The 13928-nt window shown below is 42.2% G+C and carries 9 protein-coding genes and 1 pseudogene; 2 read left to right on the top strand and 8 right to left on the bottom strand.

Annotated features, from left to right (window positions below; all coding sequences use genetic code 11):
• Positions 1–89: 89 nt before the first annotated feature.
• Positions 90–1070: a chemotaxis protein gene (locus R7E78_RS19570; RefSeq protein WP_262629926.1), complete on the bottom strand. Its 981-nt coding sequence runs from the start codon at positions 1068–1070 to the stop codon at positions 90–92.
• Between the two features lie 684 nt (positions 1071–1754).
• Between R7E78_RS19570 and R7E78_RS19565 the strand changes: the two genes are divergently transcribed.
• Positions 1755–2363, top strand: a complete 609-nt coding sequence (locus R7E78_RS19565; RefSeq protein WP_017635344.1) for a response regulator transcription factor — start codon at positions 1755–1757, stop codon at positions 2361–2363.
• Here R7E78_RS19565 and R7E78_RS19560 read toward each other — a convergent pair.
• The 5 genes and pseudogenes from R7E78_RS19560 to R7E78_RS19540 form a co-directional block, all read right to left on the bottom strand.
• Entirely contained in the window at positions 2360–3247 is an 888-nt protein-coding gene (locus R7E78_RS19560; protein ID WP_017635345.1) for a LysR family transcriptional regulator, read from the bottom strand. The genes R7E78_RS19565 and R7E78_RS19560 overlap by 4 nt on opposite strands.
• A gap of 157 nt (positions 3248–3404) precedes the next feature.
• Positions 3405–4775, bottom strand: coding sequence for a GGDEF domain-containing protein (locus tag R7E78_RS19555; protein ID WP_017635346.1), 1371 nt, complete (start codon positions 4773–4775; stop codon positions 3405–3407).
• A 9-nt stretch (positions 4776–4784) separates the two neighbouring features.
• Positions 4785–5381, bottom strand: a complete 597-nt coding sequence (locus tag R7E78_RS19550) for a response regulator transcription factor (protein WP_017635347.1) — start codon at positions 5379–5381, stop codon at positions 4785–4787.
• Positions 5374–6540 carry an EAL domain-containing response regulator gene (locus tag R7E78_RS19545; protein WP_318058170.1) on the bottom strand — a complete coding sequence of 389 codons (1167 nt, stop codon included), beginning with the start codon at positions 6538–6540 and terminating at the stop codon, positions 5374–5376. The genes R7E78_RS19550 and R7E78_RS19545 overlap by 8 nt, the downstream gene beginning before the upstream one ends.
• A pseudogene (locus R7E78_RS19540) lies at positions 6524–10187 on the bottom strand (ATP-binding protein). Before R7E78_RS19540 ends, R7E78_RS19545 begins: the two are co-directional and overlap by 17 nt.
• Positions 10188–10863: 676 nt before the next feature.
• Between R7E78_RS19540 and R7E78_RS19535 the strand changes: the two are divergent.
• Positions 10864–12081 (top strand): tyrosine-type recombinase/integrase, encoded by a 1218-nt coding sequence (locus R7E78_RS19535; protein WP_213963388.1) that lies wholly within the window; start codon positions 10864–10866, stop codon positions 12079–12081.
• 181 nt (positions 12082–12262) lie between these two features.
• Here R7E78_RS19535 and R7E78_RS19530 read toward each other — a convergent pair whose 3' ends face one another.
• Entirely contained in the window at positions 12263–13282 is a 1020-nt protein-coding gene (locus tag R7E78_RS19530) for a hypothetical protein (protein ID WP_318058169.1), read from the bottom strand.
• 57 nt (positions 13283–13339) lie between these two features.
• Positions 13340–13921: a hypothetical protein gene (locus R7E78_RS19525; protein WP_318058168.1), complete on the bottom strand. Its 582-nt coding sequence runs from the start codon at positions 13919–13921 to the stop codon at positions 13340–13342.
• Between the last annotated feature and the right edge of the window lie 7 nt (positions 13922–13928).

The raw sequence follows: 13928 nt of genomic DNA, 5'->3' as shown, positions 1-13928 counted from the left end.
TTAAAATACAAAACGCCCGATGAAGTACATCGAGCGTTTTAGTTAAAAAGTGTCAACCCATATCAGGACGGGTCAATCTGATCGGTTTTTTACGCAAAGTTAAACACGTATTTATCCATCATATTCACCATGCGGCCAATCTCTGGCTTGGTAATCGTATCATTTGCGCCAAGAGATAGTGCTTTCGCTCGGTTATCCTCACTCATCAATGACGAGAACATAATGATCGGCATTTCATGAAACGCTTCGGTATCGCGTAGTCTCTTCACTAAGTGCATACCATCCATTCGAGGCATTTCTACGTCCGTAACCACCGCATCTAATAGCTCTTTAACTGGCAAGCTTTCTTCTTTCGCAACCTCGATCAAACTCATCAACTTCTCATGCGCCTCACCACCGTCTTTACATGTGATCACATTGTAGCCTGAAGAAGCTAATGTATCTTGGATCAAAGAGCGAATAAATGCTGAGTCATCCACCACCATGATCGTTTTAGCATTACGCTTACCGACCATTCTCTGGTTGAGATCCACCGACTTGTCCCCTTTCACATCGTATTTTTCCATACTCAATTCTGGGTTGATGTCTGCGATGATTTTTTCAAAGTCGAGAATCATGATCAGGTTGCCTTCTTTACGGACAACGGCTACTACACAATCTTGTTCGCCCGCTTCCAAAAACTGACTTGGTGATTCCACATCATTCCAAGAGATGCGATGAATACGCGAAATGCTGTCAATTAAGAAGCCATTGGTCATTTTGTTGAAATCCGTAACGATTACAAACTTGCGCTCCAGATCTTGTCGTGTTGGCACACCTAACCAACCAGCTAAATCCACTAAAGGCGTCAGTACATCTCTGGATGAGAACACACCAATCATATGAGGTTGTGCGTTTGGATAATCGGTTGTTTCTGGCACGCGAATCACTTCTCGTACTTTCGCAACGTTAATGCCGTAATAACAAGTTTTTGTGCTGCCATCTGGCAATGTTTTTTCTAAATGAAACTCGATGATTTCAAGCTCATTGGTACCACTTTCTGTCAAAATGGTGCTGGTTACGTTACTCATAAAGCCAATTATCCAACCAAAAATACGCATCAGAAAAAGTTTGATGCAAACGCCATGAGAAGCCATTCTCTGGCTAAAAATCCAAAAGTCCTTTTTAGTCGTTACAACAAAATTTGTAAACCATCAACAGGACGGCTAACGCACATTTCCATACCAAACCATGTAAAATTGTCTCATTTTTGAACACGACATTATGAGTGGCCAAAGTGCGAATTAACACCTCCACTTTTAGCGACCGAGTCAATGAAAAGTTTAGAAATAATTTGAAGTGATGTTCAGCGTCAATAGCCAAACCTATCCAACAGATATCAGTGCAAAGTTGGCTACTGTGCTCATGCCTGGTGTAGAACAAGCTCTCTTCAAGTGGCATGGTATAAAACTGCGCTTGTGAACACACGAGTTTAAATCGAAGCGCTAGAGGCATCGCAAGAAAATCTGAAGGCATAGAACACTGAAAGAACACTTTCAGTTTGTTAGTTTTCTGCCAGCGTAAGTTTTAAGCAATCATCCTATCACTAGGTATTTCAATACCTGACATCGTTATTCCCATAATCAAGACACTGATTTTCACTTTTGGAAAGAGTCATTTTCCTTCCTCTTAGCAAGGTTTTTCCTACAATCCTATTCATCCAATTGCGCTGTCGCCTGACAGCACACTAGTTGATGTATTAGGTGAGGTTAACTTTGAATAATGTTCTTATTATCGACGCTCAACCATTGTATAGCGAAGCACTTGCTTCTCTAGTTGAATCTATAATCAACGCAGCTGAAGTGATTCAAACCACTGACAGTGCGGAAGTGATGGATCTTGTCCGAGGCCAAAAGATTGATTTGATTATTTTAGACGTAGTGCTTGGCGACCGCGATGGTATGCGTTTAGCCAAAAACATTTTAGCGACAGGATATCGTGGCCGACTGTTATTTGTTTCTTCACGTGACTACTCGAGTCTTTCTAAAGCAGCGTACGAAATGGGCGCAAATGGCTTCTTAAGCAAACATGAAACAAGAGAGACCATTATTGACGCAATTGTGAGTGTTTCACGCGGTTACTCAATGTTTAAGTCGACTCACACACCATCGTCGGGTAACGTAACACTTTCAAATCGCGAAGCCATGGTGTTCCATTATCTTGTACAAGGCTACTCAAATAAGAAGATTTCTGAACAACTTTCACTCAGCGCTAAAACAATCAGCACCTACAAAACGCGTATTCTGAAAAAGTACCATGCGGACACGTTGATTGAACTTCTGCATACTATTCCTCAGTCAGAAAACATTGAGTTTTGCCGCTAAGCGCTCATGTATTTTGCAATAGCACCGATTAACAACTGGTGCATTGCATCATGTCTTAAGCTTTGCTTCACCTGTACAACCACTTTTGGCCAGCCATCTGGGTAAAAATGCTCTGGCACTCTTATAAATTTATATCCATCAATTGGCGCCTGATATTCAAGTAACACGGTTGCGGCGCTTTTTTGCTTAATTAGCTTCAATACGCTGCTTACGTTGTCTAGAGCCGCAATACGGTTGATGACCATACCGTGGCTTTCCATTGCACGCTTAACGAGCTGCTCTTTCTCTTTCCAACCGATAATCTCTAACATGATAAAGGGAAGTTTGGCCGCTTCTTCCAGGGTGGTAATTCCCAGCTCTTCAGGGACAACTACCACAGCAGGCGCATAGCCGATGAACTTCTGATAAACAGATTTCGGAACATCCTCGTTGAAGTAATGTAACTGCGCATCCACTTTGCCTAGGATTATCTCTTCTATCGTATACTCTGTAATCGTTGCTATCGAAATGTGCGCCTTGGGAAACAGCGCCATTAAATCCATTGCAAGTAAATGCCCAAATGAGTATTGAGCGGTTTGCGGCAAACAAATGGTGATGTCTTTTTCGTAATTTTCCGGTTCAAACTCATCTCTAATTAGACAAGTTTCAAGCTTCTCGAGTGCATCGGAAATTTTAGGTAATTGACGTTTTAAATAGTCCGTCGGTTCCATGTGGTGAGGATGCCGAATAAACAATTCATCGTTTAGCTGGAGTCGCAATCGGGCAAGGTATTTGCTAATTGACGCTTCGCTCTTCCCCATCGCTTTCGCAACGGGCTTGAGCTGACGGTGCTTATCCAGTAAGACAAGTATTTTAAGTAAGTTTAAGTCGAGATCTTTGTTCACGTGCGACACCAGATGTAAGGTCGAGAATAAATAGAGCAATCACTATTTGTTGACTGCTCTAATATAAAAGACCACTCATTCTGTTTGGTCAAATTAATCAAACAGTTATGTCATGGTTATGTTCCGTAACTTTGCATTTAGTCAATACCAGACCTGCTTAATGGGACTTTTGTCTGTGTTTTTTCATCTCATAGAGATCTTCATCTGCACGTACAATAACGTCCTGAAGCGTTTCGTGTAACTCATTCGCCGCGATACCAGTACTCACACTAACTTCGATATCCAAGGTCTTTAGTCGGTTATCTTTAACGACACTACGAAGCTTCTTCGCCAATATTGAAGATTGGCTGATACTGCAACCTGGCAGAATCGCAACAAACTCATCACCACCAGTTCGAACTAGATAATCACTATTTCGAAACACTTTAGACATAGCATCAGCAATAATCCCAATAACTTCGTCCCCTACATGGTGACCGTAATGGTCATTGATTCGCTTGATCCTATCGCCATCTATTGCAATGACGGAATATGGCGCGGTTTCCAAACGACGTTTGAATTCGCTATCTTGAAAGACTCTGCGGTTAAACAATCCCGTTAAATCATCTTTCGTCACGTTCGTCAGTGCTTTGGCGAGGCGAAGTTTGCTCTCTTTAGATTCATAAGCTTTGTTGTAATACGCTAAAGTTACGAAAAAGAAGATGATAAACAAGAACACGTAATCCAGTACAATTTTACTGAATGGGTACATGTAAACAATGAGATTGTTGTTGTCTGCGACATATGATTGGGTGTACGCGAATGATGGAAAGGGGTAGCCAGCGAAGTAAATCACCATTTGCTTGTTCCCATTCGCAATTTGAACATCCACCGCTTTCCCATCATTATAAAGCGGCGAGAGGTACAATTGTTCCGAAAACTCTCCCACTAACTCACCTTGAAAGTAAACCGGACTCATGATGCTTATCGCCATGTCATCGGAGTATGTCGTTTTAAATGGTAGGGAAAACAATACCCGGTCCGTTAGTTGCTCTTTCCACGCGGCTAACACACAAGAATAGTTACTTTTACACCAATCAACATCAAATGTGGCTTTCACTCCCTCTAGCGCTTCAATCGGTCTCTCTAAGATGAGTTTGTTTCCAGTATAAGAACGAAAATACATAACGGCATTTTGTCGATTGAACGCATTTGATAAATACGCTTCAGCCTGATGAAGCGATTTCCGTGCAACAGCTTCAACGTAATTAAGTTTTTCATAACGTGACAGGGAGTAAATCGCATCTTGAAAGCTCAGCTCTGTTTGCGCTTCTACTTCACTCACGCTCATGCCTTTGTATTGCTCGAGCTGCGCTTCCGTCAATAGCCCCATGAGAATTACTTTTTGTTTTATTTTGGCTAAATTATTCGCGTAAGTGTTGAACTGCTTTACTTCATAAGAAATTAACACCGCACCAATCATTGTGACAGAAGTGACGAATAGTAATGTTGCGATGAAAAGAGACAACGCGATACTTTTAAGTGTCATGATGCGGTCTTACGCCCCCGCCACTCTTGTTAGCTCAACAATGTTCTTTACGTTAAATTTATCCAATAGACGACGTTTGTATGTGCTGACTGTTTTGTCACTTATTGATAGCACTGAAGCGATTTCTCGATTGGACTTTCCTTGTAATAAATACTTCATTACTGCGCTTTCTCTGCTTGAAAGTTGTGGCATTTCTCGAACGCTATTAACAACTTGCTTAAATTTGAAGAAGGTATACCCCTTCTCTACCGCTTCTATCGCGTCTTTAAGAATGTCGTGATTTTCCGATTTACACACATAGCCATCAGCGCCAGAACGAAAAGCCATTTGGCTGTACATTTGGCTAGTTTCAGCGGAGAAGAAAATGACTTTGCCTTCATAACCATGGGATTTGATACGTTTGTAGAAATCAAACCCATCGCAATCTGCCAAGTTCACATCTAAGATCAACAGTTGAATTTCTTCCTTTTTCAATATTTGTAATGCCATCTTCGCTGATGTTGCAGTAAATACCCCATTTGTTTTACCTAACTCTTCCAGCAACGACTTGATTGCAACACAAACGAGAGGATGATCGTCAAAGATCAAGTAATTCAATTTATTCATATCTTTCATTTAGTATGGTTATGGCTTCTAGTGGCATGGGTTTATCAATGTAGAAGCCTTGGCAAAGATCAATGCCATACTCACGTATCGCTTGCAGTGTGACTTCGTCTTCAATACCTTCCGCGACCAGTCGTATATTCAAACTTTTCGCTAACGCGCAAATAGCAACAACGATGTTGCGTTTTTTGATATCGCATTCGACACCTTGTACAAACGAACGATCGATTTTTAACTCGTTGAATGGCAGTTGAGCCAGTTTTTCAAACGTCGATGACCCCGTGCCAAAATCATCTATTGAGACAGTGACACCGTTCATCCTCAACTTGAGTAAATTCTTGTACAGGGACGCGCTAGTCTGAAATGTATCTCGCTCTGTAATTTCAATGGTGATTTGTGATGGGTCAATCTCGCTCTCTAAACATTGCTGTAAAAAGTAATGAGAGAACGCCGTATCTTCTAAATTTTCATGGTCTACATTGATGGATACGTTTTGCGTCAATCCGCGGTGTTTCATGTCATAGATAACATTACTCAATACAGCTTGAAACAACTCTCCAGAAAGGCGGCAACGCTCTACAATTGGCAAAAAATAATGAGGGGGTAACACACCATAAATAGGATGATTCCAACGCGCGAGCGCTTCATACCCAAGCACTTCCCCACTTTGCACATCGACTAAAGGCTGGTAATAATTTTTCACGCGCCCTTCAGCCAGAGCAAACAGGAATTCTTGATCTTCCACTTCAATAGGTTGCGCAAAGCTGACTTGTTTCGCTTTTTCATCTTTTATTTTATCCAACAAATCAACGACTTCATTTTCATCGTATGGCTTAGGCAGCTTCCCTAATATTTCAAAACTAAATCCCTCGCACATGGCTCTTACCGCAGAAATAATGGTCAATTCCATTGCACTGACCAGTACAACTTGCCCCTGGTACTGGACTTTATCGAGCATTTCCATCATATCGATGCCGTCTTTTCCGGGCATTTGGATATCACAAAAAATCACGTCAAAATATTGTTCCTGCACACTCTGAATAGCGGCATCCACACAGTTAAAAGGGATGACTTGCGCGCAATAGCGTTCCAATATTTGCGTAAGTATTGTGGTTTGTAGCGGATGGTCATCAATCACCATCACATTAAATTGTGTATTCATTTGTCTCTACCCAATAGTTTATGTTTTCGATCTCCTGCTCGATTCGTAAAATTAGCTCCGCTGTTCGCCTGTCAAACTCCGCAGCAGTAACTCGTTCTGCCTCAATACAAAGCTCAGCCAGCATGCTTACCCCTATCGTCCCAACCGCTCCTTTGATGCCATGAATGACCCGTTTTTTGTCTCGCTCAGTCGATGCGGCGTTTAAGTTTTTTATATCTGTAGACATTGATTGACTAAACACGCGCGCAATCTCTTTTGCGTCCTGAGCTTTGAACCGTTTAATCCAGCCGGGCAGCCTACCCCTCTCTTTTCGCCAATAAATGGAATCAAAACGGTTTTTAATTGATTAAGGTCATAGGGCTTGTAGAGCACATCATCAATGCCGATATCCTGTGTACGTTCAATGGCAAGACGAGCATCTTCTGCTGTCACACCGATGATTGGAATTGCTTTAAATTCGGAGTTTTTCACGTGCCTAACAAGCTCATAGCCATCCATTTCTGGCATATGAAAATCGGTCAGCAGCAACACAACGTTTTCATCTTGGTTGATGTATTCCCATGCTTCGCGGCCGTTATTCACAATGACAGGTTCGATTCCAAGTTCATGAAGCTGCATTGCTATCACACTTTGGTTAATGGGATTATCTTCTGCGACCAGTACCGTGCCGAGAACCCAAGAAACCACTTCTTGATTTACGTCACTAAGCTTGGTTTCTTGCTGCGTTTGGCTGAGCAAATTGAACAATGTATCTGGATATTGAAGCTCTCTTAGCGTAAGACTGCCAAGTACCCTTTGTTCGTCACGCAGCATTAGGCCATTAAAACTGGCATCGCTGTCGTGTATAGGTGAAGGTTCGCCACCATTGTTTTTAACGTCGCTGGACGCATTTTCCACGCGTCACACCACTGGCGAACATTAAGTGGTAAGCTCTCGCTATACGTCCAGTTCAAACAAACGTCTGGCTCAGAGTCGCAATGCTCAATTGGCAGTCTGACGGTAATCGTCGTGCCCAAGCCAAATTGTGAATCGATGCAGAGCACGCCGCCCATGCAGTCGATCAATCGGTCAACAATGCTTAGCCCCAATCCAGTACCGCCATATTTACGCGTAATAGTGTCATCCGCTTGAACAAAAGGATTGAGAATGCCTTCGAGTTGGTCATCCGTCATGCCGATACCTGAATCTGCCACTTTCAAGATAAGCTGCTTTTCATGAAGAATGACACTGATTCCAACCTCGCCTTCCGCAGTGAATTTCACCGCATTGGAGAGTAGATTGGTGGTAATTTGCACCAATCGCAGCGCGTCGATTTCAATGAAAGCATTCGAAAATGGTTTGATTGTCACTTTGTAATCCAAACCTTTCGCGAGCGCTCGTGGTTCAAAGCTTCGAAACACATCGCACAAGGTTTTAAGCAAGTCAGTCTTAACTGGGGCGACGGTTAAGTGCCCTGCTTCTAACTTTGAATAATCCAGTACTTCGTCTACTAGCGTATTCAAATGATTGAGCGAGCGTATGGCTTGGGCAATTAACTCGCGATTTGAATCTGCCGTCACTTGGTGATTTAGAAGATCGAGGATGCCGTGCGCTGCCGACAATGGCGTTCTTAATTCGTGACTCATGGTTGCCAAAAAGTTTTCGCGCGCACGTACCGCGGTTTGCGCTTCTTTTTGCGCATCGATTAACGCCTGCTCACGTTCTTTTTGCTGGGTAATATCTTGAATAACAGTCAGTACAAACTTGTTCTTACCGCTAGGAGAAGCGATGACTTTGCGTTCTCGATATACATGTTTAATATCAAGTTCACAGCCCGATGAGGCAACCTCTTCTGAAACACGCTTTCCAGCAATAACAGTGGTCAGTTCATCAAAATTATTCACCAGAGGAGCGTGCGTAGAATCACTTTTCAACTTACATTGTTGGCACTGTTTACTGTTGTAGTTGGCACAATTACTCATCTCCATATGGTTATTTTCACTATGGATAAAAACCAAGCTATTGATCTCTTTGATTATGTCCATCAGCCATTGCTTTTCCGCTTCCTCATTGTCAGCATTAAATTCGGCTAACCTCACTTTAAGTCGCATGTGAGATAAGATGAAATACGCCGCAATTAACATGAGACAGAATATGAATGAACCAGCAACAACAAATGTAGCGATCTGCTCCGCGTCATAGCCATAAGTCAGTTTGAAGCTTCGGTGAGAACGCAGCAGTTTTTCGATCTCGTTAGAATCAATGGTTTCGATGATGCTGTTCAACATGTGTTGAAGTTGTGTATTGTGGTTTGCAACCGCAAATGCATTAGAGAACGTCAAAACGTCCTCCGCATTGATCACCAAGCCATCGACTTGATCTTGTGCAATCATATTGTGAACGATGTCGTCAGGAATGTAAGCCACATCCAAAACGCCCGATTTCAAATCGGTAAGCAGCTTTTTCAAATCATCATAATGATCAACTTGGCCTTGCTGCCAAGTGCCCAAATGAACTAACCCTTGCTTTTTCAAAGTGAGCAGAATACCCGCTTCTTTCAGTGCAGATTTATCGCGCTTGCTCTGCTCCGCTTGGATAGCCACGTAATTACTGTGCATGAATGGTTTAGTGAACAACCAGTCTGACTTAGGTAGATCACCCACATAAGAAACAGGGACTATATCGGCATCAAATGCCGTTAATCCATTGGAAAGGCTCGACGTCGGCTTCACATACTTAAAGCTCAAGCCAGTACGAGACTGCAATAAGTCGATGAAGTCTGGAAAGAAACCGTCTAACTCACCCGTTTGCGAATCTCGGTAGAGAAACGGATAAGCTTCGTCACTGCTGCTGTAAGTTATCACTAGTTTGTTTTGATGATTACGTCGGTAATCTACCAATAACTTATCACTGATATGGTAAGGATTTTTCGAGGCGACGGAGCGAATGTTTTTTCCATTTTGCTCCCACTGAAGGATTTTGTTGATGTCATCGATCAGACTCTGTTTGTCCAACGAAGCGATAAAACTCACCTCTTCGTCTTTCAACCAACTAGGAATATCGACAACCCCTTTTACAATGTCATTCAAATCCAAATATTGGGTAATACCAACATAAGTGTAAATCAGCGCGTTCGCTTTACCTCGCTTAACTTCATTAAACGCCTCTAAACGTGTTTTAACATAATGTATCTTATCGATACCACGTTCAGTGAGGTTGTCACAATACACACTGCCCTCAACACACACCCATTTAAGATCACGCGCATCACTATCTCGGTAAGTGGCATTCCGATACCAAACAGCGATAGTGCTCGAAAAGAAAGGCATCGAAAACAAGAAACGCTTTTCTCTTGCTGCTGTTTTACTAAATCCAACCGCACCATCAATCTTCTTGCTTTCGACATCCGCAAGTAAAGACGGAATATGCTTGTAAGTCCGAAGTTCTAACTCATAATCCAAAGCTTTAGTAATGTTAGACAAATACTCAAGACTAATTCCGTACGAAGGACCAACGCTACCGTCAAACGAGTCTTTAGCTTCGTCTTGCGCAATAACACCAACGATGACCTTCGGTTTAGGACTCTGTTTGGCAGTTGAGCAAAAAGAACTCGCTAAAAAAATTAAGGCGACGGACGATACCGTAATACTTCTAAGAATACTGAGCATGACTGCTTCCTCTGAATGGAAGCTCAGACTAGTTTTTGTCAGATAAAAGTCAAACTTCGCTCAATAGCGAAATAAAAATAAAGATTTGATATAAAAGCAAAAAACAAAAATTCGTCAGAACAATCTGACAACACAATCCACCTTTGACTACACAGCGTTTGCGTTCGGTCTCTCACCCAGACGGATATTCACTGCGAGTCGGTATACATAAAGGATGTGTGCTTTTAGGTTTGCACGCCATAGCTTTTTACTTTCATCTTGAATGATTCATCATCATTCCATGATAAACTGACGTATTAACATGAAAGAAAGCTCAACTCCGCGGTTTCGAGCAGCTTGAAGTAAACACAGTTTTAGAAAATGCATTCTAGTATTGTATTACTCAAGACTCACATTGCTACTTTTACAACCGCTGGAGCATTAGAAAAATTAAGGTATTAAATTCAAATGGTTAATAACTCAATCCAGTGGTTTCCTGGACACCCGCATTAAAATCTCACAACTTACCAGAACATCTAATTTATCATTTAATATCAATAATTTAACCAGAACCTCAATTCCAGAACGTCCCACCAGATATCACTACAAATCATCATTTTGGTACCCCACCTGGTACCCCACCAAATCAATTTACTATACAATGGTCTTCAAATAATCACTTCAAAGATCATTCGCTATGGCAAAACGAATCACTGATACCACAATCAAAGCTCTCGTCATCAAAGACAAGGAATATACATATACTGTTGAAGAGGGTTTACAGCTTCGTATTCGACCTAAGCGCTCTGATAAGGGGACAGGCACTAAGGCTTGGCAATTCAAATACCGTCACCCTGTAACGCGAAAAATAACAAAAATTCCAATGGGCACCTACCCTTCACTGCGACTTGCAGCTGCAAAACTCGAAGCCGCCGAATATCGGAAACAAATCGCTGAAGGTATCGATCCAAAACGATTCAAAGAACATAAACGAATCGAAGAATTACGTAAGCACAATGATAGCTTTCTTGAAGTTTCAACTATGTGGTTTGATAGGAAGCGTAAGTCTGTCAGCTCATTTCATGCAGAGCGAATCTGGAGAACACTAGAAAAGTACGTATTTGATAGCTTAGGTGGGCTTCCAGTAAGTAACATTACTCGGCGTGATGCAATTGAAATGCTACGCCCTCTCGAAAAAGACGGAAAACTATCCACCATCAAAAGAATTTGTCAGAGCTTAAATCAAATTATGGAGTATGCGGTAGCAAGTGATGTGATTAACGCTAACCCATTAACCAAGATGATCAATTCATTTGAGAAACATAAAGTAGAAAACATGCCTACCATACGCCCTGAGTTGCTAGGTGAGTTTATGACTCGTTTGTCGCACAACGAAAACATTCAAGACAAGACTAAACTACTTTTGCTGTGGCAACTACACACGATTTCCCGCCCAAAAGAAGCTGCTAGAACACGCTGGAAAGACATTGATTTCAATAATCAATGCTGGACTATACCTGCCGAAGAAATGAAGCGAAGAAGAGAGCACAGAGTTCCTCTGACCAAACAAGCAATCAATATCCTTGAAAAGATCAAAGCCCAAAGCGGCGGCAAAGAGTTCGTGTTCCCCAGTGGACGGAATCCTGATAGCCATGTAAGCGTCTATACAGCTAATGCTGCTTTAAAACGTAGTTTAGGATTTAAAGATGAACTCGTTGCTCATGGTTTAAGAGCTATTGCATCGACCGCTCTGCACGAACAGGGCTTTGATACACTTCATATAGAAGCTTGTTTATCACATATGGATAAGAATGTGACAAGAGCGAGCTACAACCGCTCTGACTTCTTCGAGCAACGGAAAGAAATCATGCGCTGGTGGAGTGAGTTTATAACGAAAGCAAATAGCGGCGATTAAACAGCGCGAGTGAGGGCAATCCCTTGCTAAAATACATAGTCAAGAAGGGGACAACGTCTAGCCAAGTTTTAGCGACGGGACATGCCTCCTTTTACCTTTACTGATATAGCGAATCAACAATGGTGATGCAAAAAACCATAGTAGCCTGACGAGTAAGCCAATTGCTTTCGAAGTAATCAAATTAGTCATCTCTTGTTATCACACTCATCAAATGCCTTACTACCCCTCCAGCTTCATTAAAACTGAGGGGCTTTACTCCCATTAGCTCAAAGCATCCATCGCCTCGTAGAACAATCTTTTGCTGTGTTTGCTCCTTATGCGGATAGCGCCAAACACTCAGCTCAAAGCCATCAGCGATATCCTCTCTACACACGGTGAACACTTGGCTATCCAACATTGCAACCAGTTGGTTGTAGTCTTTAACCAATTGCTCTGGATAGCCCAAGCCCATTTGCCAAATCGACTCGATGGGACTAGGTTCACTTCCCTGACTCTGGATATCCTTAACCACTACCTGAATTAATGATGCGAGCTGAGCGCACTCCTGTTTTGATTTATTATTTCCTAAAGCGGCATTTTGAAATAGGTAAAGGTAAACATCTAAATCATGAGCCTTACGCGACTCGTAAGAGGTGCCTATTAGCAGGCGAGAGATGTCTTGAACCAATAATTCAAACAACTCCTGTTCACCTGGAGTAGAAGCATTTACCGATGAATCCCAAAAACCAGTCAGTCGACTTTTTATTTGCCTTACTATCTCAACGTTGATATTGCTTTCTGCAACGACTGATTTAGATATCGGCAGCATTTGAAAAAGCTGATGGTTAAGATTGCTCTCCAATGCGTAATGTCTACTATGATCGCGAATAAAAGCTCCCGACGAATTAAAACCATAGCTATAATCACCTGTTACAGCCTGAATCGTATCTAGTACAGTGAGATTTAGGTCAATCCAATTAATGGCGCGAGCATGCTCTATTCCCTCATACCACTGCTCAAACGATTCGACTAACTCTTGCTGACGCTGTCGCCCTTTACTGCCAATGATAGAACTGTGGCTAACGAGGTGCTGATAAACCGCTAAATGCACAAATATGGGACTGATACGATTAACGAACACCGGATACTTTTTGGTGTAGCTATCCCACAGCCCATCACAAAACTGGCTCGCAAGACACGCTGTTAAATTTTCGTTCGTCATCGTATTTTCCCCAAAACTATCGGATTGATTCATCTCACCTCGCCAATAAAAAACAATTTATAGGCTATCGCCAACCAACTTAAAGGCTTCTTCAGTTTTATAGCCCTCAAGGATAAGATTGATGATATCGTCTCTATGTTGGGAAATGGCTTTCGGAAGACTTGCTCTGTTGGCTTTAAAAAAGTCCAGCGTCATAGCCATTGCATCAGCACGTGAAAGCCTAACGGGAGGGGTAGCCTTCTGTTCCGCCGTTTCAATGTACATATCAAAATCGTCAGAGACCGAAGACCAATCATACGCAAACACTTCATCTCTTAATTTCACGGGGTCGAAGTACTCAGTAACGCCATTACCGCATTCGCCCGCAGTCTTATTGATAATAAGAGATGTCACATCAGGTAAGCCTCGTTCAGAGGTAAACAATCGGACAACGTCAAGCTTACGACCAGCCGATACGGGTATCGCACGTTGGACGTATTCAATATCAGGATGTGACTCTTTGGCTCGCTTAACCAGCTCACCATAAGTCAGACAATACTTATGACGAGCAAGTTCCACTAAGATCGGATAGTATACAGTCGCCAACTGAACATCGTTTAACGTGATATTGGCATACAAACTTTGAGCCTGTTGTTCCATTTTAACC

The sequence above is a fragment of the Vibrio sp. YT-19(2023) genome, assembly GCF_033337395.1.
Note: the sequence above shows the minus strand (reverse complement) of the source record. Positions and strands in the feature narration are given on the sequence as shown.

Excerpts from the sequence above, each read along its gene's own strand:
- R7E78_RS19535 (WP_213963388.1), top strand. The coding sequence starts at position 10,864 with ATGGCAAAACGAATCACTGATACCACAATCAAAGCTCTCGTCATCAAA.
- R7E78_RS19530 (WP_318058169.1), bottom strand. The coding sequence starts at position 13,282 with ATGACGAACGAAAATTTAACAGCGTGTCTTGCGAGCCAGTTTTGTGAT.
- R7E78_RS19550 (WP_017635347.1), bottom strand. The coding sequence starts at position 5,381 with ATGAATAAATTGAATTACTTGATCTTTGACGATCATCCTCTCGTTTGT.
- R7E78_RS19555 (WP_017635346.1), bottom strand. The coding sequence starts at position 4,775 with ATGACACTTAAAAGTATCGCGTTGTCTCTTTTCATCGCAACATTACTA.
- R7E78_RS19525 (WP_318058168.1), bottom strand. The coding sequence starts at position 13,921 with ATGGAACAACAGGCTCAAAGTTTGTATGCCAATATCACGTTAAACGAT.
- R7E78_RS19545 (WP_318058170.1), bottom strand. The coding sequence starts at position 6,540 with ATGAATACACAATTTAATGTGATGGTGATTGATGACCATCCGCTACAA.
- R7E78_RS19570 (WP_262629926.1), bottom strand. The coding sequence starts at position 1,070 with ATGAGTAACGTAACCAGCACCATTTTGACAGAAAGTGGTACCAATGAG.